Annotated in this window: 20 protein-coding genes and 1 pseudogene; 13 read left to right on the top strand and 8 right to left on the bottom strand. The window is 71.4% G+C overall.

Features of this window, described 5'->3' with window-relative positions; genetic code table 11:
• Positions 1 to 113: 113 nt before the first annotated feature.
• On the bottom strand, positions 114 to 620 hold the full coding sequence (locus JOL79_RS25575; protein WP_210158434.1) for an RDD family protein: 507 nt from the start codon (positions 618 to 620) through the stop codon (positions 114 to 116).
• A gap of 122 nt (positions 621 to 742) precedes the next feature.
• The gene (gene hppD / locus JOL79_RS25570) at positions 743 to 1,846 is read right to left on the bottom strand and encodes a 4-hydroxyphenylpyruvate dioxygenase (protein WP_230985443.1); all 1,104 of its coding nucleotides are present in this window, start codon (positions 1,844 to 1,846) and stop codon (positions 743 to 745) included.
• 96 nt (positions 1,847 to 1,942) lie between these two features.
• Here hppD and JOL79_RS25565 point away from each other — a divergent pair, with 96 nt between their 5' ends.
• Positions 1,943 to 2,410 (top strand): Lrp/AsnC family transcriptional regulator, encoded by a 468-nt coding sequence (locus tag JOL79_RS25565; protein ID WP_210158433.1) that lies wholly within the window; start codon positions 1,943 to 1,945, stop codon positions 2,408 to 2,410.
• 121 nt (positions 2,411 to 2,531) lie between these two features.
• The gene (locus JOL79_RS25560) at positions 2,532 to 4,832 is read left to right on the top strand and encodes a transglycosylase domain-containing protein (protein WP_307848724.1); all 2,301 of its coding nucleotides are present in this window, start codon (positions 2,532 to 2,534) and stop codon (positions 4,830 to 4,832) included.
• 100 nt (positions 4,833 to 4,932) lie between these two features.
• Here the strand turns inward: JOL79_RS25560 and JOL79_RS25555 are convergent.
• A pseudogene (locus JOL79_RS25555) lies at positions 4,933 to 6,964 on the bottom strand (thioredoxin domain-containing protein).
• Between the two features lie 153 nt (positions 6,965 to 7,117).
• Between JOL79_RS25555 and JOL79_RS25550 the strand changes: the two are divergent.
• Positions 7,118 to 8,281: a hypothetical protein gene (locus JOL79_RS25550; RefSeq protein WP_210158432.1), complete on the top strand. Its 1,164-nt coding sequence runs from the start codon at positions 7,118 to 7,120 to the stop codon at positions 8,279 to 8,281.
• Between the two features lie 10 nt (positions 8,282 to 8,291).
• Here the strand turns inward: JOL79_RS25550 and JOL79_RS25545 are convergent, their stop codons facing one another.
• Genes JOL79_RS25545 through mca form a run of 3 tightly spaced genes read right to left on the bottom strand, consistent with a single transcriptional unit; the run spans position 8,292 to position 9,655 of the window.
• The gene (locus JOL79_RS25545) at positions 8,292 to 8,600 is read right to left on the bottom strand and encodes a GNAT family N-acetyltransferase (RefSeq protein ID WP_210158431.1); all 309 of its coding nucleotides are present in this window, start codon (positions 8,598 to 8,600) and stop codon (positions 8,292 to 8,294) included.
• Entirely contained in the window at positions 8,597 to 8,764 is a 168-nt protein-coding gene (locus JOL79_RS25540; RefSeq protein ID WP_210158430.1) for a hypothetical protein, read from the bottom strand. Before JOL79_RS25540 ends, JOL79_RS25545 begins: the two co-directional genes overlap by 4 nt.
• A 9-nt stretch (positions 8,765 to 8,773) precedes the next feature.
• The gene (mca, locus tag JOL79_RS25535; RefSeq protein ID WP_307848723.1) at positions 8,774 to 9,655 is read right to left on the bottom strand and encodes a mycothiol conjugate amidase Mca; all 882 of its coding nucleotides are present in this window, start codon (positions 9,653 to 9,655) and stop codon (positions 8,774 to 8,776) included.
• Between the two features lie 163 nt (positions 9,656 to 9,818).
• Here mca and JOL79_RS25530 point away from each other — a divergent pair, with 163 nt between their 5' ends.
• The 3 genes from JOL79_RS25530 to JOL79_RS25520 all read left to right on the top strand — a co-directional run bounded on the left by JOL79_RS25530 (position 9,819) and on the right by JOL79_RS25520 (position 12,268).
• Positions 9,819 to 10,244 carry a DUF4307 domain-containing protein gene (locus JOL79_RS25530; protein ID WP_210158429.1) on the top strand — a complete coding sequence of 142 codons (426 nt, stop codon included), beginning with the start codon at positions 9,819 to 9,821 and terminating at the stop codon, positions 10,242 to 10,244.
• Positions 10,245 to 10,321: 77 nt separating this feature from the next.
• The gene (greA, locus tag JOL79_RS25525) at positions 10,322 to 10,822 is read left to right on the top strand and encodes a transcription elongation factor GreA (RefSeq protein ID WP_210158428.1); all 501 of its coding nucleotides are present in this window, start codon (positions 10,322 to 10,324) and stop codon (positions 10,820 to 10,822) included.
• Positions 10,823 to 10,930: 108 nt separating this feature from the next.
• Entirely contained in the window at positions 10,931 to 12,268 is a 1,338-nt protein-coding gene (locus JOL79_RS25520; protein WP_307848722.1) for a C40 family peptidase, read from the top strand.
• A 19-nt stretch (positions 12,269 to 12,287) separates the two neighbouring features.
• Here the strand turns inward: JOL79_RS25520 and JOL79_RS25515 are convergent, their stop codons facing one another.
• Positions 12,288 to 12,920: an acyl-CoA-like ligand-binding transcription factor gene (locus tag JOL79_RS25515; protein ID WP_210158426.1), complete on the bottom strand. Its 633-nt coding sequence runs from the start codon at positions 12,918 to 12,920 to the stop codon at positions 12,288 to 12,290.
• The gene (locus JOL79_RS25510) at positions 12,877 to 14,421 is read right to left on the bottom strand and encodes an MFS transporter (RefSeq protein ID WP_210158425.1); all 1,545 of its coding nucleotides are present in this window, start codon (positions 14,419 to 14,421) and stop codon (positions 12,877 to 12,879) included. Before JOL79_RS25510 ends, JOL79_RS25515 begins: the two co-directional genes overlap by 44 nt.
• Positions 14,422 to 14,507: 86 nt before the next feature.
• On the opposite strand from JOL79_RS25510, the gene abmR reads away from it, so the two are divergent.
• From abmR to phoH2, 7 genes are all read left to right on the top strand, one after another.
• Complete coding sequence (gene abmR / locus JOL79_RS25505; protein WP_210158424.1) at positions 14,508 to 15,026, top strand: ATP-binding transcription factor AbmR; 519 nt, start codon at positions 14,508 to 14,510, stop codon at positions 15,024 to 15,026.
• Positions 15,027 to 15,305: 279 nt separating this feature from the next.
• A complete protein-coding gene (locus JOL79_RS25500) occupies positions 15,306 to 17,102 on the top strand; it encodes a phosphoenolpyruvate carboxykinase (GTP) (protein WP_210158423.1) in 1,797 nt (598 codons plus the stop codon).
• Between the two features lie 200 nt (positions 17,103 to 17,302).
• Positions 17,303 to 18,343, top strand: a complete 1,041-nt coding sequence (locus JOL79_RS25495; RefSeq protein ID WP_210158422.1) for a TIGR04222 domain-containing membrane protein — start codon at positions 17,303 to 17,305, stop codon at positions 18,341 to 18,343.
• A complete protein-coding gene (locus tag JOL79_RS25490; protein WP_307848721.1) occupies positions 18,333 to 19,139 on the top strand; it encodes an MbnB/TglH/ChrH family RiPP precursor modification enzyme in 807 nt (268 codons plus the stop codon). Before JOL79_RS25495 ends, JOL79_RS25490 begins: the two co-directional genes overlap by 11 nt.
• The gene (locus tag JOL79_RS25485) at positions 19,132 to 19,482 is read left to right on the top strand and encodes an SCO6045 C-terminal-like domain-containing protein (protein ID WP_210158420.1); all 351 of its coding nucleotides are present in this window, start codon (positions 19,132 to 19,134) and stop codon (positions 19,480 to 19,482) included. The genes JOL79_RS25490 and JOL79_RS25485 overlap by 8 nt, the downstream gene beginning before the upstream one ends.
• A 145-nt stretch (positions 19,483 to 19,627) precedes the next feature.
• Complete coding sequence (locus JOL79_RS25480; RefSeq protein ID WP_210158419.1) at positions 19,628 to 20,389, top strand: isoprenyl transferase; 762 nt, start codon at positions 19,628 to 19,630, stop codon at positions 20,387 to 20,389.
• A gap of 246 nt (positions 20,390 to 20,635) precedes the next feature.
• Entirely contained in the window at positions 20,636 to 21,946 is a 1,311-nt protein-coding gene (phoH2, locus tag JOL79_RS25475) for an RNA 5'-3' helicase PhoH2 (RefSeq protein WP_210158418.1), read from the top strand.

Below are 21,946 nucleotides of genomic sequence, written 5' to 3'. Positions count from 1 at the left end.
CACATTACGCGAGGTCGCGCGGTTAGCCGGGGATTGCGAGCCGTGGCGCGACCCCTGGGGCCGCCGGTGGCCGAGTGGCGGCGAGGGGCCGGCAAGAGGGCCGGGCGGACGCGTCAGGAGTCGACGACGAGCGTTCCGGCCGCCTTGTCGTGGAGGGCCTGCTTCCTCCGGTCGAAGAGGATCCACGCCAGGTCGACCAGGCCGAGGATGCAGAGCCAGCCCAGCAGCACCTCCACCAGCTGGCGGACGGCGATGGTCCCCGGCCCCGCGGGCGACCCGTCGTCCCGCACGACCCGCATGCCGAAGAGCCGCTTGCCCACGGTCCAGCCGTTCCAGAACGACTGGAGCAGCCAGTAGTAGAGGAAGCCGATCACACCGGCGAGGAAGGCCTGCGAGACGTCGACGCCGCCGGTCGCGCCGGCGCGGCTGCCGAGCACCATCCAGCCGCTCCACGCGAACGGCGACGAGATGAGCCCCACGATGATGGCGTCCACGATCCCCGCGAACAGCCGGCGCCACCGGCCCGCCAGCGGCGGGCCCGCCGTGCCGAGCGGGGGAGCGGTCCAGGGGACCCGGGGTTCCTCGTACGGCCCGCCCGGAGGCGGCGGCGCTGCTCCCATGGTTGGTTGGTCACCAGGCCGCCGCCGGGACAAAGCCGGAAAACCGCAAAACATCCCCTATGGGGTGAAATCGCCCTCCGTGACGGTCACCCCGCGGCCGGCGGGGACCGCCTATGGGCGTGTCAGAGCGTGCCTCGGCGGGCCTGTTCCCGCTCGATCGCCTCGAAGAGCGCCTTGAAGTTGCCCTTGCCGAAGCCCAGGGAGCCGTGCCGCTCGATGAGCTCGAAGAACACGGTCGGCCGGTCGACCACCGGCTTGGTGAAGATCTGCAGGAGGTAGCCGTCCTCGTCGCGGTCGACCAGGATCTTGCGCTTCTTCAGCTCCTCGACCGGCACCCGGACCTCGCCGATCCGCGCCCGCAGCGCCGGGTCGTCGTAGTAGGAGTCGGGCGTGTCCAGGAACTCCACTCCCGCCCGCGTCATGTGGTCGACGGTGGCCAGGATGTCGTTGGTCGCCAGGGCGATGTGCTGCACGCCGGGGCCGCCGTAGAACTCCAGATACTCCTCGATCTGCGACTTCCGCTTGCCCACCGCCGGCTCGTTGAGCGGGAACTTGACCTTGCGGGTGCCGTCGGCGACCACCTTCGACATGAGCGCCGAATACTCGGTCGCGATGTCGTCGCCGATGAACTCCGCCATCTTGGAGAAGCCCATCACCCTCTCGTAGAACTCGACCCACTCGTCCATGCGCTCGACGTTGCCCACGCAGTGGTCGACCGCCTGGAACACCCGGCCGTTCCTGACGTCGGGCGCGGCCACGATCGGGTCGGCCGCGACGTAGCCCGGCAGGTAGGCGCCGGCGTAGGCGGAGCGGTCGATCAGGGTGTGCCGGGTCTCGCCGTACGCCGCGATGGCCGCCGTCACGACCTTGCCGTGGTCGTCCTCCACGATGTGCGGCTCCACGAGGCCGGTCGCGCCCTGCGCCAAGGCGTGCCGGTAGGCCGCCTCCACGTCCGGGACGTCGAGGGCCAGGTCGATGACGCCGTCCCCGTGGTCGGCCACGTGCCGGGCGACGAAGGTGCCCGGCCGGACCGAGCCGCGCAGCTCGAACCGCGCCGAGCCCGACACCAGCACGTACGCCACCTCGTCGGGGCTGCCCGTCTCCGGCCCGCGGTAGGCGACCAGGCGCATGCCGAAGGCGGTCGAGTAGTAGTGCGCGGCCTGCTTGGCGTTGCCGACGGCGAAGACCACAGCGTCCATGCCGTGCACGGGAAAGACATCGTTCATGGCACAACTGTCCGTCGACGTGCCCAAATTGTGCAACAGTGAGCTGAATCATTGGACAATCTGCCCAGTCGTGGGCCTGCTCGTCCGGAGGACGTTGTGACGATTGATCAGCTCGACGCCCGGCTCATCTCGCTGCTGGCCGCGGAGCCGAGGATCGGCGTGCTGGAGTGCTCCCGTCGCCTGGCCGTCGCCCGGGGCACCGTCCAGGCGCGGCTCGACCGGCTCGCCGCCCGCGGCGTCATCACCGGGTACGGCCCCGACATCGACCCGTCGGCGCTGGGCTACGACGTGACCGCGTTCGTGACCCTGCAGATCCGGCAGGTCGGCGGGCACGTGCCGGTCGCCGACCGGCTCGCGCTCATCCCGGAGGTCCTGGAGGCGCACACGATCACGGGGGGCGACGACATGCTCTGCCGGGTGGTGGCCCGCAGCAACGCCGACCTGCAGCGGGTCATCGATCTGATCGTGGACGTCCAGGGCGTCATGCGGACCTCGTCCGTGATCGCCCTCGACACCCCGGTGCCGTACCGGACGATGCCGCTCGTGTCCGCGGCCGGCGCCTGACGCTCCTCGTCGTACGCGGTTGTCCACAGCCCTCGCGGAACGCGCCGGGCATCGTGGCCCATCGTTTACCGTGGAAGAACCGCCCAGCTCACGGGCGGCGGCGGACATCTGGGGGTAATGCGTGGACAGCGGCGACGAACGTCCCGCCGAGGCGGCGGGCCCGCCCGGCGGCGGGGCCGCGCCGACGCCGGGGCGCCGGCGGCGCCGGCTTCCGCGGATCCTCCTTCTCGGCGTGGGCGGTCTGGTCCTCGGGCTGGTCGCGTTCCTCGGCGTCGTCTGGCTCCTCACGCCCATCCCGGGCAGCGCGCAGGAGTCCGCGACCGCACAGGGCTCGGTCATCTACTACCGCGACGCCAAGACCGTGCTGGCGAGGGTCGGAGTCGACCGGACCACCGTGCCGCTCAGCCGGGTCCCGACGCCCGTGCGGGACGCCGTCATCGCCGCCGAGAACCGCACGTTCTACCGCGACAAGGGCGTGTCGCTGTCTGGAACGTTCCGGGCGATGTGGTCCACCGTCAGCGGCCACCAGCTCCAGGGCGGCTCCACGATCACCCAGCAGATGGTCCGCAACTACTACAGCGGCCTCGGCCAGGAACGCTCCGTCGGGCGCAAGCTGAAGGAGATCATGATCGCGTTGAAGGTGGACGGCTCGCAGTCCAAGGACTGGGTGCTTGAGCGCTACCTCAACACGATCTACTTCGGCCGGGGCGCGTACGGCATCCAGGCCGCGGCCAAGGCATACTTCGGCGTCGACGTCTCCAAGCTGTCGACGGCGCAGGGGGTCTACCTGGCCGCGGTGATCCAGCAGCCGAGCCGCTTCGCCGACCCGAAGGGCGCCGATCTGGAGGCCGCGCGAGCGCGGTGGCGGTCGGTCCTGGACGGCATGGTCGAGATCCACGCGCTCACCCGGGAGCAGGCCGCCGCGCTGGTCTTCCCCACCTTCGCCAAGCAGAAGGCGCCGCTCTCGCTCGGCGGCCAGAACGGTTACATGCTCGCCCAGGTCAACGCCGAGCTGAACCGGCTGGGCTTCACCGACGAGGACATCAACAAGGGCGGTCTGAAGGTCACCACGACCTTCGACAAGAAGCTGATGTCGCTGGCCCAGGAGGCGGTGACGTCGGAGCTGCCGGAAGACACCCCCAAGAAGGTGCGCACCGGCCTGGCCGCGGTCGACCCGGCCACCGGCGAGGTGCTCGCGTTCTACGGCGGTCGCTACGAGGCCAACCAGTACGACAACGCGTTCTCCGCGAAGGTCCAGGCCGGATCGACGTTCAAGCCGTACACGCTGGCCGCCGCGCTGGAGGCGGGGTACGGCCTCGACACGCTGGTGGACGGCATGTCCCCGATCCGGGTGGGCACCGCGGACATCCCCAACGCGGGCGGCGCCTCGTACGGCCCGGAGATCAACCTGGTCGACGCCACCCGCAACTCGGTCAACACGGCGTTCGTCGACCTCGGGCAGAAGGTCGGCCTGGACAAGGTCGCGGCGGCGGCGGAGGCGGCCGGCATCCCCGCGGCGCAGCTCACCCCGCACGAGTCGGCCGCGACGTTCCCGCTGGGCGTGGCGTCGGTGAGCGCCGTCCAGCAGGCGTCGGGCTTCGGCACGTTCGCCGCCCTCGGCGTCCACCACGACGCCCACGTGATCCGCTCGGTCACCGACGCGCGCGGGATCACCCGCCGGTTCGCCCCGCCGGGGAAGCGGGCCTTCCGCGAGTCGACCGCCGCCGACGCCACCTACGCCATGGAGCAGGTCATCCGGGGCGGCACGGGCACGGCCGCCCGCCTGTGGGACCGCCCGGCCGCCGGGAAGACCGGCACCACCGACGAGTCGGCGGCCGTCTGGTTCTCCGGGTTCGTCCCCCAGCTCGCCGTGGCGGTCGACATGTTCCGCGACGACAACAAGCCCGTGACGATCCCGGGCTACGGAGAGTTGTTCGGGGGCTCGCTGCCCGCCCAGATCTGGAAACACTTCATGAGCGCGGCCATGGAGGACAAGCCGGTCAAGCAGTTCCCCGACCCGGTCAGCTGGGATCCGTACAACTACTGGGAGGGCTACACCCAGGCGCGCCCGGATGGGGCGAACGGCGCGACTCCCTTCCCGACGGACGGCGTGCCGGTCACGCCTCCCGGCGGGTCCGGCCGCCCGCAGACGCCTCCGCAGGACGGGAACGGCACCGGCGGTGGGACAGGCCGGCCCGGCGACGGCTCCGAGGGCCAGCCCGGTGGCCAGCAGGGCGACCAGCCCGGTGATCAGCCCGGTGATCAGCCGGGCGGCGCCGAGCCTCCCGGCGGCAACGGCCGCACCGGCGGCGGGAGCGGCACCGGCATCGGCGGGGGCGACGGCGGTGGTGGCACTGGTGGTGGCGACGGCGGTCCCGTTGTGATCCCGAACCCCGACCCCGGCGGCGCGCCCACCGGCTGAGCCTCCGCGCCGCGCCCCCCGAACGCTGCCCAGATGTGGCCCAAATGCGGCCCGGCTGCGGCTGGGGTGTGTCGGGGGTGGCTGCCGGGGCGGGGTGAGATCAGGTGGCCAGCTCGGCCCTGAGCTCGCCGGGCGTGGTGACGGGGGCCCGGCAGGTGAAACGCCGGCAGACGTACGCGGCGGGCGCGCCGCCGACCGGGCCACGCCCCTCCAGCAGCGGCACGCCGGCCGTTCCCTCGGCTGTTCCATCGGCCGTTCCGTCACCCAGGGCGACGACGAGGCCCGGCGCGGGCGACAGCAGGGCCGCCCGGTGCAGGGCCCGGGTGCGCGGGTCTTCTGGCGGGCCGACGATCGCGACCTCGGCGGGCCCGTGCAGGGCCGCCTCAGCCACGGCCAGTCCCCAGCCGGCGAACCTGGCGTACCCGTCGGCGAGAGCGGAGAGCGGGCCGAGCGCCGCCTCGGCGGCCTCCCGGTGGCGGGCCGAACCCGTCAGGGCGGCGTACGACAGCAGGGCGCCCGCCGCGGCGAACTGGCCGGACGGGGTGGCGTTGTCGGTGGGGTCCTGGGGCCGCTGGAAGAGGCGCTCGGCGTCGTCGGCCGCGTCGAAGAAGCCGCCCGAGCCGTCGGGAAAACGGGCCAGCAGCGTCTCCAGCAGGCTCTCCGCGACGCGGAACCACCGGGTCTCGCCGGTCACGCCGTACAGGGCGAGCAGGCCCTCGGCGACGTCGGCGTAGTCTTCCAGGACGCCGGCGTGCGTGCCCGCACGGCCGTCCCTGGAGGTGCGTAGCAGCCGCGCGGACGGCTGCCCGCTCAGGTGCCGGCCGATCAGCAGCTCGGCCGCGTCCCGCGCCGCGTCCACCAGGTCGGGGCGCTCGAGCAGGGCGCCCGTCTCGGCGAGGGCGGCGACGGCGAGGCCGTTCCAGGACGCCACCACCTTGTCGTCCCGGCCCGGCCGCGGCCGCCGTTCGCGCGCCGAGAACAGGGCGCTCCTGACCCGCTCGTACCGGTCCGGGTCGCCGGGGTCGCGCAGGAGCTGGAGCACCGACGTGCCGTGTTCGAAGGTGCCGGTCACCTCGAAGAGCGCCACGGCCCAGTCGCCGTCGTCCGGGCCGAGCACCTCTCTGATCGCGTCCGGCGTCCAGACATAGAAGAGGCCCTCGCCGTGTGTGCCGTCCTCGCCCTCGCTGTCGGCGTCGAGGGCGGAGGCGAAGCCGCCCTCGGGCGTGCGCATCTCCCGCAGCAGCCACTCCGCGGTCTCCAGCGCCACCCGCCGGGCGAGAACCGAGCCGGTCGACCGCCACCAGTGCGTGTACGTCCGCAGCAGCAGGGCGTTGTCGTAGAGCATCTTCTCGAAGTGGGGCACGACCCAGGCGGCGTCCACCGAGTAGCGGGCGAAGCCGCCACCGAGCTGGTCGTACAGGCCGCCCCTGGCCATCGCCTCCATGGTGGCGGAGGCCATGCGCAGCGCGTCGGGCGTCCCGTGCCGCAGCAGGAACTCCAGCACCATGGACGGCGGGAACTTGGGCGCGCCCCCGAAGCCGCCGTGCCGCTCGTCGAAGGTCCGCGCCAGGTCGCGTACGGCCGTCTCCAGGGTGCCCGCGGTCGGCATGGGGCCGGAGGGCACGCCGCCGCGCTCGCTCAGCGCGCCGACGACGGTGGCGCCCTGGGCGACCACCGCGTCGCGATCGTCGCGCCAGGCCTGCGACACGCCGAGCAGGAGCCGCTGGAACTGGGCCCGGGGAAAGTAGGTCCCGGTGTAGAAGGGATGTCCCTCGGGGGTGGCGAAGACCGTCATCGGCCAGCCGCCGTGCCCCGTCATCGCCTGCGTGGCGCTCATGTAGACCGCGTCGACGTCGGGCCGTTCCTCACGGTCGACCTTGACGTTGACGAACATCTCGTTCATCAGCCGCGCGGTCGCCTCGTCCTCGAACGACTCGTGCGCCATCACGTGGCACCGGTGGATGTCAAGAAGCGGGTAACCAATGGCAGGATGAGTACCCGATCGAAATCAAAAGGGGTACGTCCCGCCTACTCGCTTCTCGCATCGCCTCCTCTCCCCATGGCCACCAATCCACGGGATTGGCGGCGTGCTGGAGGAGGTAGGGAGAGGTCTCACTACCCAGCCGATTCATGCGCACAGCCTCTCACACCGGCCGCGCGACGCCGACCGCCGCGCGGACGGACCGGACATGGCCGGAAACTGATCATTCCGTTACGACGGCGAGGCATGTCCGCGGGGGCCGTGGGGGTGTGCGGCGGGGCCGCCGGGCGTAGGCTCACAGGACGTGGGCTTGGATCTGGACTTCGCGGTCAGGTACGCCGGCCGCCCGGCCGCGGCGTTGACGCGGCGCGACGTGGCGCGGGCACTGCTGGCCGTCCCCTCAGGGCAGGCCCTGGTCGCCCTGCCCGATCTGCGGCGCGAGATGCTCGCCGCGGGCAACCCCCTCTCCGTCGTCTTCTGGACGTCGGCGAAGACCATCCTGGCCAGGATCGAGTCGGGGGTCGCCACGGTCGGCGACGTCCAGCGGTGGCTGGAGTCAAGCGGGACCGAGCCGATCATGCTCACCCGGAGCTACTTCCTGTGGCCCGAGGAGGGGGAGCGCGGTCCGGTGGCCGTCGAGATGTACGAGCGGCTGGTGGAGTTCCTGGAGGAGCGGCTGGCCCGCGGCGAGATCGACCCGGACGCGCTGACCTCGGGCGACGTGGAGGCCAGGCACGCCTACGAGGAACTCCAGGAGCGGTGGCTCGGCACGCCGCTGCCGGACGGCCGGGTGCCCAACGTCGTGGTCAACGACGAACAGGACCAGGAGCTCTACGCGACCTGGGACGAAGAGGAGGCCTACGCGCTCAGCGAGCTGCAGCGGGTGCTCGAAGATCTGCCGGAGCCGCCGTTTCCCGCCGCCGACCTGCGGTCCGCCGCGCTGCGGCTCCGGGTCACGCTGACCCGCACCGGCTATCCGGGCACCATCCTGCGCGCGTGCGCCGGCCTGGAGGAGGACTCGCTGCCGGAGAGCGACGAGGAGCTGTGGCTCACCGTCGCCGCCGGGATCGCCTCGCCCATCTCGGACCTGCCCGACGAGGAGGACGCCGCCCGCTTCTTCGACATGGACGGCGAGCTCAGCCACGAGGACTCCATCCTGGCCTCGCTGTGCGCCATCCACCACGCCGACTGGCTGGCCGCGGTGACCACCCTGGTCCGGTACGGCCCCGGCGTCCTCGCCTCACCCGAGCGGATCGCCCGGTTCATCGCCGACTCCGAGGACGTCGACGTCGAGCCCGACGAGCCGGAGGACCTGGAGGCCACGGAGATGCTGTTCACCGCGGTCACCCCGCTCTGGGCGCATCTGGGCATCGTGGACCGCTCGGAGGTGCTGACCCCGCTCGGCTGGTGGGGCCTGCCGAAGGCGCTCGAACGCGCCTGGTCGGCCGGCTCGATGCCGCCCGAGTGAGGCCGGGCGCTCAGTCGGTGGTGGTCACCAGGTCGAGGTGTTCGGGATCGACCAGGTCGCGGTACTCGGGGTGCCGCCTGATGTAGCGCGCCACGAACGGGCACAGCGGCACAACGGCCAGCCCCGAGGGCCTGACGGCGTCGAGCGCGCCCCGGATCAGTGTGCTGCCCAGGCCTCGGCCCTCGAACTCGTCGCGGACCTCGGTGTGGGTGAAGACGATCTTCCCCGGGCGCAGCCGGTACTCGGCGAAGCCGGCGACGACGCCGTCCACCGTGATCTCGTAACGATGCGCCTCGGTGTTGTCTGCGACCTCGGTCATGCGCCGTGCCCGTTCTCGCCGCCGCGCTTCGCGTGCTCGTCGTCCGGCACCTGGATCTTGCCGAACTGCCTGTTCATCGACTTGAGCAGGAAGAACAGGGCCACGCCGATCGCGGCGACGATGAGGAACGCCAGGATGCCCGGGCCGTACGTCGTGTAGTCCACGCCTCCAGCTTACGAGCAGGCAGGGGAGACCCCCGCGTGGATCCCGGCGAACAGGTCGTCCTCGGGGAACTCGGTGTCGACCAGGGACCGCGCGAGGTGGTAGTCCTCGGTGGGCCAGACCTCCTGCTGGATCTCCCGCGGGCAGACGAACCAGAACCCGTCGGGGTCGACCTGCGTCGCGTGGGCCAGCAGCGCCTGGTCGCGCACCTCGAAGTAGTCGCCGCACGGCACCCGGGTGGTGACGGCCCACTTCTGCGGCCGGTCCTCCCACCGGGAGATCCAGTCGGCGTACGGCGAGCCGATGTCGCGGGCGGTCATCGCCTCGTGCAGCGCCTCGAACCGCTCCTTGGTGAAGCCCATGTGGTAGTAGAGCTTGAGCGGCTGCCAGGGCTCCCCGGTGCCGGGGTAGCGGTCGGGGTCGCCGGCCGCCTCGAACGCCTCGATCGAGATCCGGTTGGTCATCACGTGGTCGGGGTGGGGGTAGCCGCCGTCGTCGTCGTACGTCAGGATCACGTGCGGCCGGAAGTCGCGGATCGCGGCGACGAGCGGCGCGGAGGCCGTCTCCAGCGGCTGGAGCCCGAAGCACCCCTCGGGCAGCGGCTCGTTCTCGTCCTCCGGCAGCCCGGAGTCGACGAAGCCGAGGAACCGCTGATCGACCCCGAGGATCTGGCGCGCCTTCTCCATCTCCAGGCGGCGGACCTCGCCCATGTTCTCCAGGATGTCGGGCCGGTCCATCTTCGGGTTGAGGATCGAGCCGCGTTCACCGCCGGTACACGTCACGACGAGCACGCTCACCCCTTCGGCTGCGTAACGCGCCATCGTGGCCGCACCCTTGCTCGACTCGTCGTCGGGGTGCGCGTGAACGGCCATCAGTCTCAACGATGCACTCACGGCTCTCCTCGTGGTGTCCTCTAACCCCAGAAGAGGTTAGCTTCTAATTGGCCGTGTGCTTCGTAGGTGCTTCGTAGCGACCCGTTCGCGCCCGCACGGCACGGCCAAACCCGTGTGGGCAATCGTCTCGCACAACACCGACAGTTTCCGAAAGGATTCCGCGATGGCCAGCGATCAGGCGTCTGAGGGGGGGCAGACCCCCGTCCTCGGCACGCCGGACGACTTCGCCGAGCGCCCGGCGGGCCGCGGCACTCGCGTGGCGTACGTCGTCATCGGCCTCCTCGTCGCGCTGATGGGCGGCGGCTGGGGCTACGTGATGCTCGCGGCCAACGGGAATCCCGTCGTCAACGGCCAGGTGATCACTTACGACGCCGCGGCGGCCGACCACGCCGACGTGACGTTCACCGTCCACAAGCCCTCGGGGCGCGCGGCCACCTGCCGGCTGCGGGCCCTCGACACGCGGCACCTGGAGGTCGGCAGCCGCGACATCGCCGTGCCGGCCGCCGGCTCCGACGTGCGGCTCGACGAGCGTGTACGGACAAGTGCGCAGGCCACGACGGTTCAGGTCGACTACTGCGATCTCGTATAGTGGAATCTTTGGGGAAGCGTTCGACGGCGTTAACTTCTCAACGCCTATCGAGTCACTTACGGAAACAAGGAGAGCCCGTGGCCGTCTCCCAGAACGAAAACGTCACCTGGCTGACGCAGGAGGCGTACGACCGCCTCAAGGAGGAGTACGAGTACCTTTCCGGCCCGGGACGCACGGACATCGCCAAGAAGATCGAAGCCGCCCGTGAAGAGGGCGACCTCAGGGAGAACGGCGGCTACCACGCCGCCAAGGACGAGCAGGGCAAGATGGAGGCCCGCATCTTCCACCTCCGCCAGATCCTCGACAGCGCGAGAGTCGGCGAGGCTCCCCGGGCCGAAGGGGTCGTCGGCCCCGGCATGACCGTGACGGTCCGCTTCCGGGGCGACGACGAGGAGGTCACCTTCCTGCTCGCCTCCCGCGAGGAGAGCGGCGCCCCCATCGACGTCTACTCGCCGAACTCCCCGCTCGGGGCCGCCATCAACGGCAAGAAGGTCGGCGAGACCGCCACCTACACGATGCCCAACGGCCGGCAGAGCTCGGTGGAGATCCTTGAGGCAGTGCCGTACATCGGCAACTGATCCGGACGAAAACCCCACGGCGGGAATTCCGTAACGGATTGCGGGATTCTCCGCCGTCGGGCAGGCTCATCCCTGGAACGGACCATGGCCGGGGAAAGGGGTGAGATCGTGCTCGATCGTCGAGCGCGCGTCTCCACCCGGATCCGCCGCAACGTCGCCAGGATCGTCTTAGAGGCCCGCCAGGACCTGGCCTACGGGCCGCGCCCGCTCCGGCGGGCCCCCAGCCGCCGTTCGACCCTCCCGCGGCGCGTCTTCCCCTTCGTGGCCGCCCTGCTCGTCGCGGTCCTGTCCGTCGACATCCTCATCCTCGGCGGGGTCGTCTCGCCGGACGCCACCCGCTTCACGGCCACCGGCGACGACCGGCGCCTGGACGACGGCCGGACGGCCACCCACCGCGCGGGCGAACGCGAGCCCGGCCCCCGGCAGGACGGCGGGGGCGACCGGAACGCCGGGACCGGCCCCGCGCCCTCGGCCGTGGCCCCGCTGACCAAGCTGATCCGGCCGCATCTTTTCGTCGTGGCCAAGGACCCGCTGCCCGCGGAGGTCGTCGACCGCGTACGGCGGCAGGCGGGCGTCGAGTCGGCCGAGGTCACGGACGCCGCCGGCGTACTCGTGGACGGCAAGCGCGTGCCCACGATGGGTGTCGACCCGTCGACCTTCCGCTCGTACACCCCCAAGATCACCGCAGGATCCGACGACCTCTGGCGCGACGTCGCCGCGGGCGACATGGCGGTGTCGTTCGAACTGGGCCACGACGGCGGCGTGAAACTGGGCTCCACGGTGGACGGCGGCGGCCTCAGGCTGCGCATCGGCGCGTACGCCACGGTGGGCATGGGGTCGATCGCCGCGATCGTGTCCCGGCCGACGGCGCGGGGGCTCGGCATCCCGGAGGGCAACGCGCTGGTGGTGAGCGCCCCCAAGGTCGACTCGGCCAAGCTCCGCGCGAAGCTCCTCAAGATCCTGCCCAAGGGCACCCAGGTCGCCGGGATCAACCCGGTGGTGGTCGCGCCCGAGGGCGGCCGCACGACGTGGCCGTCGTCGGCGTTCATGTCGGGCGATCAGCTCACGAGGGCGCTGCAGGCCGCCGTGAGCAAGCTTGGCCGCCCGTACGTCTGGGGGGCCGAGGGGCCTGACAGCTTCGACTGCTCCGGGCTGGTCCAGTGGGCGTACCGGCAGGCGGGGGTGCGGATGCCCAGGGTGGCCGCCCAGCAGTGGGCGGCCGGGCCGCACGTGCCGCTCTCCCAGGCCCAGCCCGGCGACCTGCTGTTCTGGCGCAACGATCCCACCAATCCCGGCTACATCTCCCACGTGGCGATCTACTGGGGCGACGGGAAGATGCTGCACGCCCCGCACACCGGCGACGTCGTGCGGATCGCGAAGATCTACACCAGGAACCTCGCCGGGGTGGTGCGGGTGAGCCCCGAGACCTCCGCCCGGGTGCGCTGAGCGGCCCGTTCGCGGGCGTTCACAGCGGCAGGCCCGCCTCCAGGTAGCCCATGGCCTCGTCGATGAGGTCCGGGAGCGGCGTCGTGCCGTCCCGTTCGACCCAGGTGGACAGGACCGGCAGCATGACGCCGAGGACGGCCCCCGCGAGGGCCTGTACGGCGGGGCCGCGCGGGTCGCGGCCCGCCCGCTCGGCGACCGCTCCGGCGAGCGCGTCCATCGTCGAGAACAGGTTGTCCACGGTCCGCGCGCGCAGCGCGGGGACCGTGGTCGACAGCCTGGTACGGAAGAGGAGCTGGTCCATCTCGCGCGGGGGGATCGAGGCGAACGCGGAGCGGAACGCGGCCCTGATGGCCGTAAGCGGAGGCACACCGGCCGGCTGCGCCATGATCGCCGACAGGAGGAGGGGGTCGTAGTCGTCCTGCGTGACCACGTCCTCCTTGGTGGGGAAATAGCGGAAGAAGGTGCTCGGCGACACCTCGGCCGCCTCGGCGATCTGCTCGACCGTGGTGGCCTCGTATCCCTGCTCGGAGAACAGCCGGAGGGCCTCCTCCTGGATGGTGCGGCGGGTCCTTGCCTTCTTGCGTTCGCGCAGGCTCGTCACCGCATGCTCAGGGGAGGGGGGAGTGCGGCCGAGGCGCTGCGGTGTGGTCATGCCCTGATTGTGCCGTCTGGACGGCCGGGACCGCAGCGGTGCCCGTGGCGCGGGTGAGGAAGACGACCACGAGGACGGCGGCCAGCACGGACGCCACCCCGCACACCAGCAGGACCTGGTCCATGGCGCCCACGAACGCCTCCCTGGCCGCGCGGAGCAGGTCCGCGTTCCCGGTCCGGGCCGCCACCTCCACCGCCGCGGTCACCGAGTCGCCGGCGGGGGCGGGGACGCCCTCCGGGAGCCGGGCCACGTAGACCGCCGACAGCAGGCTGCCCAGCACCGCAACGCCCATCGTGGCCCCGACCTGGCGCACGGTCTGCAGGGTGGCCGAGCCGGATCCCGTCCGTTCCTCGGGAAGCGTGGCGAGCACGCCGTCCATCGCGGGCACCATGGCCAGGCCGGTTCCCGCCCCCGCGACGGCGAGCCAGGCCGCGGTGAGGCCGTAGCCCGAGGCGGGACCGGTCGTGGCGCCGAGCAGGAACCCGGCGGCGAGGATCACGAGCCCGGCGGTCATCAGGGCTCGCAGTCCGAGGCGTGCGGTCAGCCGTTCGCCCGCGAGGCCCCCGGCCATGAGCCCGGCGACCATGGGGATCACCCGGATCCCGGTGCCGAGGGCGTCGTACCCGAGGACGGCCTGCAGGTGCTGCGGTACGACGAACAACACGCCCGCCATGCCGAGGCTGACGAACGTGGCCCCGACCGCACCCCAGACGAACACCCGGCTGCGGAACAGGCGGAGGTCGACCATCGCCGCCGGACCGCGCGCCTCCACCAGCGCGAACGCCGTCAACAGCACCACGCCCGCGCCGAGACCGGCGAGCACCGCTGGGTCGCCCCATCCCTTGGAGGGGGCTTCGATGATCCCGAAGACCAGCGCGGCCAGACCGGCGACCGACAGCAGGGCGCCCGGCGAGTCGAGCCGAGACGCGGACGGGTCGCGGGACTCCGGCACGAACACCGCCGTGACCAGCGCCGCGACGACGACGACCGGAATGTTGATCAAGAAGATCGACCCCCACCGGAAGTGGTCGAGCAGGTAGCCGCCGACGATCGGGCCGAGCGGCAGGCCCAGGGCCACCGCGGCCGTCCATGCCGCGATCGCCCGTCCCCGCTCGGCCGGAGGGAAGATCACCGGGAGGATCGACGTGGACAGCGGCATGATCAGCGCGCCGCCCGCGCCCATCAGCGCGCGAGCCGCGATCAGTTGCCCGGTGCCCCCCGCGGCCGTCGCCACGACGGAGGCGACGGCGAAGGCCGCGAGGCCGGCGAGCAGGAGCCGTCTGCGGCCGAACCGGTCGCCGAACGCGCCGGCCGGGAGCATGAGCGCGGCGAACGGAACCATGTACGCGTCGACGATCCACTGCAGGTCGCGGGTCGTCGCGTGGAGATCGGCCGCGAGGGTGGGCAGCGCGACGTTGAGGATCGTCGCGTCCATGCCGATGACCAGCACGCTGAGCACGAGGGCGCCGAGCGCCCACCATCGAGAAGTGGAAGTAGCCACAGAATGAAAGTAGCTCGCAAAATGGAGCCTATGTCAACTGGCCTGCCCTCGTTGCCGACCCGATGAATCGCTGTAATCTTGATTACATGGATGCAGCAGAGCAGCTCACTGGATGGTTCGCCGGTCGTCTCCCCGAGGAGTGGTTCACCGGCAGGCCGCGGATCGTGACCGACCGCGAGGAGATCACCGTCATCGGGACCCTCCCCGCGCTGACCGTCGCCGAAGGCCTCCCCGATGTCGAACGCGAGGCGGCGCTGGAGGGGTACGTCGAGAGGTTCAGGGAGGAGACCCGCGAGCGCCGGATCGACATCGCGAGGGAGGCGGAGCACCGGTTCCGCCGCAAGGTCTCCTGGGGAGTCGTCGCGGGCGACCGGACCCTGATGTTCACCACGGTGTCGGTCCCCGTGATGACCCGGCTGCGGCAACCCGAACGTCAGGTCCTCGACACACTCGTCGCCGCCGGGGTCGCGCGCAGCCGCAGCGACGCGCTCGCCTGGTGCGTACGGCTCGTGGGCCGGCACACCGACACCTGGCTGGCCGATCTGCGCGACGCCCTCCAGCACGTCGACCGGGTGCGCGCGGAGGGGCCCGGGCTCGGGGGCTGAATCAATCCCGGCATGGTCTGGACCAATTCAACTGGCCTATACCAATGTGTAGGAGCGGGGAGGCGGGTAAGGAAAACGGGATGGTTTTTTGGACGCGGCCGGATTGGGTAGGCTCCCACGCACCATCACCGCCTCTGCCAGGGGGTATGTGATGGTCCACGGGATCGACGAATATCGCCGAATTCGCGGGAGGAATCTCCGTTGGTCTACGCCAATTGGATCTGCAGGCGGTCCGTCGCCGATGATTCTCTGGCCGTGAGAGATAAAGGAGCCGCCCCCGTGTCTGTTTCAGTAGCGGTACCGCTTCCCACCGATCATCGTGATCTCGCCGCCTGGGTGAGTGAGATCGCGGCGCTCACCCGGCCCGACCGGATCGAATGGTGCGACGGTTCCGAGGCCGAGTGGACTCGGCTGACCAACCTGCTCGTCGAACGGGGCACCTTCACACGGCTGGCCAAGCGGCCCAACAGCTTCCACGCGGCCTCCGACCCGAGTGACGTGGCCCGGGTCGAGGACCGGACGTTCATCTGCTCCGAGCGGGAGGAGAACGCCGGGCCGACCAACAACTGGATCGCGCCGGACGAGATGCGCCGCACCTTCGCCACCCTGTTCCGCGGCTGCATGCGCGGCCGCACGATGTACGTGGTGCCCTTCTGCATGGGCCCCCTGGGCGGGGAGATCTCGCAGCTCGGCGTCGAGATCACCGACTCGCCGTACGTCGTGGTGTCGATGCGGATCATGACGAGGATGGGCGACCGGGCGCTGCGCCTCATCGAGCGGCGCGGCGACTTCGTGCGCGCCGTCCACTCCGTCGGCGCGCCGCTGGCGCCGGGCCAGGCCGACGTGCCGTGGCCGTGCAGCCCGACCAAGTACATCAGCCACTTCCCGGAGACCCGGGAGATCTGGTCGTACGGATCCGGGTACGGCGGCAACGCCCTGCTGGGCAAGAAGTGCTACGCCCTGCGCATCGCCAGCGTGATGGCCAGGGACGAGGGCTGGCTGGCCGAGCACATGCTGATCCTCAAGGTCACGCCCCCCGAGGGCGAGGCCCGTTACGTCGCGGCGGCCTTCCCGTCGGCGTGCGGCAAGACCAATCTCGCGATGCTCAGGTCCACGCTGCCCGGCTGGACGGTCGAGACGATCGGCGACGACATCGCCTGGATGCGCTTCGGCCGCGACGGCCGCCTGTACGCGATCAACCCGGAAGCCGGGTTCTTCGGCGTGGCGCCCGGCACCGGCGGGGCCACCAACGCCAACGCCGTCGAGACGCTGTGGGGCAACAGCATCTTCACCAACGTCGCGCTCACCGACGACGGCGACGTGTGGTGGGAGGGGCTCACCGACGAGCCTCCGGCCCACCTCACCGACTGGCGCGGCCGGTCCTGGACGCCGGAGTCGCCCGAGCCCGCGGCGCACCCCAACGCCCGCTTCACCACGCCGGCGGAGCAGTGCCCCACGATCGCCCCCGAGTGGCAGGACCCGGACGGCGTGCCGATCTCCGCCATCCTGTTCGGCGGGCGCAGGGCCACCGCCGTGCCCCTCGTCACCGAGTCGCTGAGCTGGCGGCACGGGGTGTTCCTGGGCGCCAACGTGGCCTCGGAGAAGACGGCGGCGGCCGAGGGCCGGGTCGGCGAGCTGCGCCGTGACCCGTTCGCCATGCTGCCGTTCTGCGGCTACAACATGGGCGACTACTTCGCCCACTGGCTGGAGATCGGCGAGACCGCCGACCCGGCGAAGCTGCCGCGGATCTACTACGTCAACTGGTTCCGCAAGGGCGCGGACGGCCGCTTCCTGTGGCCCGGCTTCGGGGAGAACAGCCGGGTGCTCAAGTGGATCACCGGGCGGCTGAACGGCACCGCCGCCGCCGTGCCGTCCCCGATCGGCAACCTGCCGGCCGATCTCGACGTCGACGGCCTCGACATCCCGCCGAGTGACCTGGAGACCCTGCTCGGCGTGGACCGGGAGGTGTGGCGCGAGGAGGCCGCGCTGATCCCGGCTCACTTCGCGACCTTCGGCGACCACCTGCCGCGGGGACTGTGGGACGAATACCAGGCGCTCGTCGAACGACTCGGCTGATCATGTGAGCAGGCCAACGCCCCGGCGCTGTGACCCGGCGCTGTGAGCCGGCGCTGTGAGCCGGCGCTGTGAGATCAGGGTGTGATCTGACGGTGTGAACTTTCTCCCCGGTTGCTTCGTCTAGCGGATAGACGGGGCGCGAGCCGTACGACACCGGCCGGCAGCGGGGCGCCCCCCTCCTTCCCCCCAGGAGGGATCACATGGAGTTCGCGCTGCTCTTCGCCGCGCTGGTCGCGGCCGTGCTGGTCGGTGCGACGGCGTCCGCGCTCAACCGGGAGGACCGCAGGATCCGCTTGGCGCCGTCCGTCGCCCGGGGTGATCTCGATCACTACGAGCTGGCCTATCTCGCGGGCGGTCCGCGCCGGGTGGTCAACACGGCCATCGCCGCGCTGGCCGCGCGCGACTGGATCCGGGTCTCCCGCGGGGGGCGGGTGACCGCCGTCGCGGGCGCGCCCGCATCCTCCCACTACTCGGTCGAGCAGGCCGTCCTCGATCTGGTGGCCGTGCCCGGCGGGCGGACGTCCGGTGAGATCAGGCACGAGATCGGGGACGGCATCGCGCTGGCCGGGCTGAAGAACCGGCTCGTCGGGCAGGGATTCCTGCTGCCCGACGGCTCGCTGGAGATGCCCCGGCGGCTCGTGACGCGGCTGAGCGGCCATCTGGTGCTCTGCTTCGTGATCGAGGCCGCCGCCATCGTGATCCCGGCGGCGGGAGCCGTCCCGTGGAGCGCCGCGTCCATACTGGCGCCGGTGATCGCCGCCGTCGCCGGTCTGTACGGCCTGATCACCCGCTCGCGCCACGCGCTCGCGCTGCGCGACCCGCTCACCCGGACGGGGCTGGGCGCGCTGCGGCAGGCCCGGATCAGGCAGCCCCGCGTCGCCGGCGCCGTCGCCGCGGACGACGCCGCCTTCGCCGCGATGACCGGCGCGGTGGCCCTCTACGGCCTCGACCAGTTCGGTGACAGGAGTGTGGCCGCGGAGATCGCCCACGAGGACATGCGGCGGCACGGGTCGCATTCGTCGTGCGCCTCCGGATCGTGCGGCGGCGCTCCGATCGGCGGCGGCCACAGCGATCACGGGTCGTCGCACGGGTCGTCTCACCACGGAGACTCCGGCGGCCACTCGGGCGGTCATTCGAGCTGCGGTTCAAGCAGTTGCGGGTCGAGTAGTTGCGGCTCAAGTAGTTGCGGGTCGAGCGGCTGTGGTGGAGGTGGCTGCGGTGGAGGCTGCGGTGGCGGCTGAGCTCGGGGTCGGCATCGGCTGGCGGCCGGAGATCGACCTCACGGTGGAACGGCTCCCCGGCGTGGGCTTCGTGGAGGTGATCGCGGAGAACGTGACGCCCGCCCGGCTGCCCGAGTCGCTGTCCGTGCTGCGCGGGCGCGGAGTGCCCGTGGTGCCCCACGGCGTGGGTCTCGGCGTCGGCGGCGCCGACCGGCCCGACACGCGGCGTCTCGGTCACCTGGCCGGCTGCGCGGAGGCTCTCGGCGCCCCGCTCGTCAGCGAGCACCTGGCGTTCGTGCGGGGCGGGGGCATGGAGTCCGGCCATCTGCTGCCCGTCCCGCGCACCCGCGACGCCCTGGAGGTCATCGTGGAGAACGTCCGGATCGCGCAGGAGTCGCTCCCCGTGCCGCTCGCGCTGGAGAACGTCGCCGCGCTGTTCGGCTGGCCGGACGACGAGCTGACCGAGGCCCAATTTCTCGCCGAGCTGGTGGAGCGCACCGGGGTCGGGCTGCTGATCGACGTCGCCAACCTCTACACGAACCAGGTCAATCTGGGGCTCGACGCGCGGGCCGCGCTCGACGCCCTGCCGCTCGACCGGGTCGCGTACGTCCACGTGGCGGGCGGACACGCCCACGACGGGATCTGGCACGACACCCACACGGCGTCCCCACCGGACGACGTGCTCGACCTCCTGGCGGAGCTGTGCGCCCGCGCCGCGCCGCCGGGCGTGCTGCTCGAATGGGACGACGCCTACCCGAGCGACCGCGCGCTCGACGGGGAGCTGGGCCGGATCAGGGAGGCGATGGCGCGTGCCTGACGCGCTCGCGGGCCGGGAGCCGGTCACAGTGCCCTCCCAGGGGCCGGAGGCGGCCAGGGAGGCTCTCGCGGCCGCGCAGAGGGGGCTGCTCGCCGCCCTGCTCGCCGGGGGCCCCGTCCCGGCCGGGTTCGACGCCGGCCGGATCGCGATCGAGGCCAGGAGCCTGCTGGCCAAGCGGGCCGGGTCCGTCGCCCGCGTCATGCCGGGCCTGGCCCGGGAGCTCGGGGCCGCCTTCGGCCGGACGTTCGCCGCGTACGGCGAGGGCCGGCCCCGGCCGGAGGGAGGGTCGCGGGCCGACGCGGAGGCGTTCGCCCGCTGGCTGGACGACCGGGGCCTCAGGTGACGTCCAGGCTGTGACCCCCGCATTCCGGACGACCACTTCCTCTTGTCGTGCCAGGGCGGAAAAGTCCGGTGACGCGCCGGGCAGGCCGCCGGGGCCGCGATAATTGGCTGGATCGAGCACCACCGGTCGTTGAGAAGAGGGCAGCATGAGCGTGCGCGACCTCGTGTACAAGCTGTACGAGCGCAGGCTTGAGCGCAAACTGTCCTCCGACCAGATCCCCCGGCACGTCGGGGTGATCGTCGACGGCAACCGCCGGTGGGCCAGAGCCATGGGCCTGCGGGACGTCAGCCGGGGACACCAGAAGGGCGCCGACAAGATCTCCGAGCTGCTGGTGTGGTGCCGCGAGGCGGGGGTCGGCTACGTGACGCTGTGGCTGCTCTCCACCGACAACCTCTCCAGGGACAAGGCCGAGCTGGATCCGTTGCTGCAGGTCATCGAGGGTCTGGTGCAGGATCTGGTCGACCAGGGGTGGCACGTCAAACCGATGGGCTCGCTCGATCTCCTGCCCGATCACACGGCCCGTGTCCTCAAACACGCAAAAGAAACCACATCGCATCGTCCAGGGCTGATTGTGAACGTTGCGGTTGGGTATGGAGGAAGGCGTGAGATCGCTGATGCGGTGCGCTCCCTCCTCCAGGAGCACGCCAGCAAGGGCGCGAGCATCGAAGACCTTGTCGAGGTCCTCGATGTGGAGCACATCGCCGAGCATCTCTACACGCGCGGCCTGCCCGACCCGGATCTCGTCATCCGAACCTCGGGAGAGCAGCGGCTCTCCGGATTCCTGCTCTGGCAGAGCGCCCACTCGGAATTCTACTTCTGCGAGGCCTACTGGCCGGACTTCCGCAGAGTCGACTTCCTGCGGGCACTCCGCTCCTACGCCGCACGTCACCGCCGGTACGGCTCCTGAAACGGTTCGTGAACAGCCTCTTTCGGCCATCGTTCGGGTATTGGGCCCGGGGGATTCGTTACGTACCGTGTTAAGTAAGCGGCCATCGAGGGGATCGATGGCTCTTACCTCGGGAGAGGGCCCGCCCTTGCGTCACGACCATGCGAGGAGGGCCGGCACCCCGGTCCGCCTCGGCGAGTCTCGGGCCCGGTCCGTTCACCACCAGTCAAGGCAGGGCGCCCACCTCAGGCGCCCGGGGGAGAACGCGTGGCAGTGTCCTCGAGTAACCCGTCCGCTAACCGCACCTATGTTCTCGACACCTCGGTTCTGCTGGCAGACCCAGCGGCCATGAGCCGCTTCGCGGAGCACGAGGTCGTCATCCCGATCGTCGTCGTCACCGAGTTGGAGGCCAAGCGGCACCACCCGGAGCTGGGCTACTTCGCCCGCGAGGCACTCCGCTTCCTCGACGACATGCGGGTGCGGTACGGGCGGCTGGACGACCCGCTGCCGATCGGCGACGGGACCGTCCGGGTGGAGCTCAACCATAGTGATCCATCCGTCCTTCCAGCGGGTTTCCGGCTGGGCGACAACGACACTCGCATCCTCACGGTCGCGCAGAACCTCGCCGCCGAGGGGCATGACGTGGTGCTCGTGTCGAAGGACCTCCCGATGCGGGTCAAGGCGGCCTCCATCGGGCTGGCCGCGGAGGAGTACCGCGCCGGCATGGTCGTGGAGTCGGGCTGGACCGGGATGGCGGAGCTTCAGGTCACCACGGAGGAGATGGAGACGCTGTTCGAGGCCGGCTCGGCCGATCTCGACGAGGCTCGCGACCTGCCCTGCCACACCGGGCTGCGCCTGCTGTCGGCCCGGGGCTCGGCTCTCGGCCGCGTGCTGCCCGACAAGTCGGTGCGGCTGGTCCGCGGCGACCGCGAGGTGTTCGGCCTGCACGGCCGCTCGGCGGAGCAGCGGATCGCCCTCGACCTGCTGATGGACCCGGACGTCGGCATCGTGTCGATGGGCGGCCGGGCCGGCACGGGCAAGTCGGCTCTGGCGCTCTGCGCCGGGCTGGAGGCCGTGCTCGAGCGCCGTCAGCACCGCAAGATCATCGTGTTCCGGCCCCTGTACGCCGTGGGCGGCCAGGAGCTGGGCTATCTGCCCGGCTCGGAGAACGACAAGATGGGCCCGTGGGCCCAGGCGGTCTACGACACGCTCGGCGCGGTCACGACTCCCGAGGTGATCGAGGAGGTGCTCGACCGCGGCATGCTGGAGGTGCTCCCGCTCACGCACATCCGCGGCCGTTCGCTGCACGACGCCTTCGTGATCGTGGACGAGGCCCAGTCGCTTGAGCGCGGGGTGCTGCTCACCGTGCTGTCCCGGATCGGCGCCAACTCCCGGGTCGTGCTCACCCACGACGTCGCCCAGCGCGACAACCTGCGGGTCGGCCGGCACGACGGCGTGGTGGCGGTCGTCGAGAAGCTCAAGGGCCACCCGCTGTTCGCGCACATCACGCTGACCAGGTCGGAGCGGTCGCCGATCGCCGCCCTGGTGACCGAGTTGCTGGAGGACATCGCCGTCTGA

The organism is Microbispora oryzae (assembly GCF_017896165.1).
In the GTDB taxonomy this organism is placed as follows: domain Bacteria; phylum Actinomycetota; class Actinomycetes; order Streptosporangiales; family Streptosporangiaceae; genus Microbispora; species Microbispora oryzae.
This window is presented reverse-complemented; position numbering and strand designations above follow the sequence as displayed.

Excerpts from the sequence above, each read along its gene's own strand:
- JOL79_RS25530 (WP_210158429.1), top strand. The coding sequence starts at position 9,819 with ATGGCCAGCGATCAGGCGTCTGAGGGGGGGCAGACCCCCGTCCTCGGC.
- abmR (WP_210158424.1), top strand. The coding sequence starts at position 14,508 with ATGGATGCAGCAGAGCAGCTCACTGGATGGTTCGCCGGTCGTCTCCCC.
- JOL79_RS25515 (WP_210158426.1), bottom strand. The coding sequence starts at position 12,920 with ATGACCACACCGCAGCGCCTCGGCCGCACTCCCCCCTCCCCTGAGCAT.
- JOL79_RS25480 (WP_210158419.1), top strand. The coding sequence starts at position 19,628 with ATGAGCGTGCGCGACCTCGTGTACAAGCTGTACGAGCGCAGGCTTGAG.
- JOL79_RS25575 (WP_210158434.1), bottom strand. The coding sequence starts at position 620 with ATGGGAGCAGCGCCGCCGCCTCCGGGCGGGCCGTACGAGGAACCCCGG.
- JOL79_RS25495 (WP_210158422.1), top strand. The coding sequence starts at position 17,303 with ATGGAGTTCGCGCTGCTCTTCGCCGCGCTGGTCGCGGCCGTGCTGGTC.
- hppD (WP_230985443.1), bottom strand. The coding sequence starts at position 1,846 with ATGAACGATGTCTTTCCCGTGCACGGCATGGACGCTGTGGTCTTCGCC.
- JOL79_RS25545 (WP_210158431.1), bottom strand. The coding sequence starts at position 8,600 with ATGACCGAGGTCGCAGACAACACCGAGGCGCATCGTTACGAGATCACG.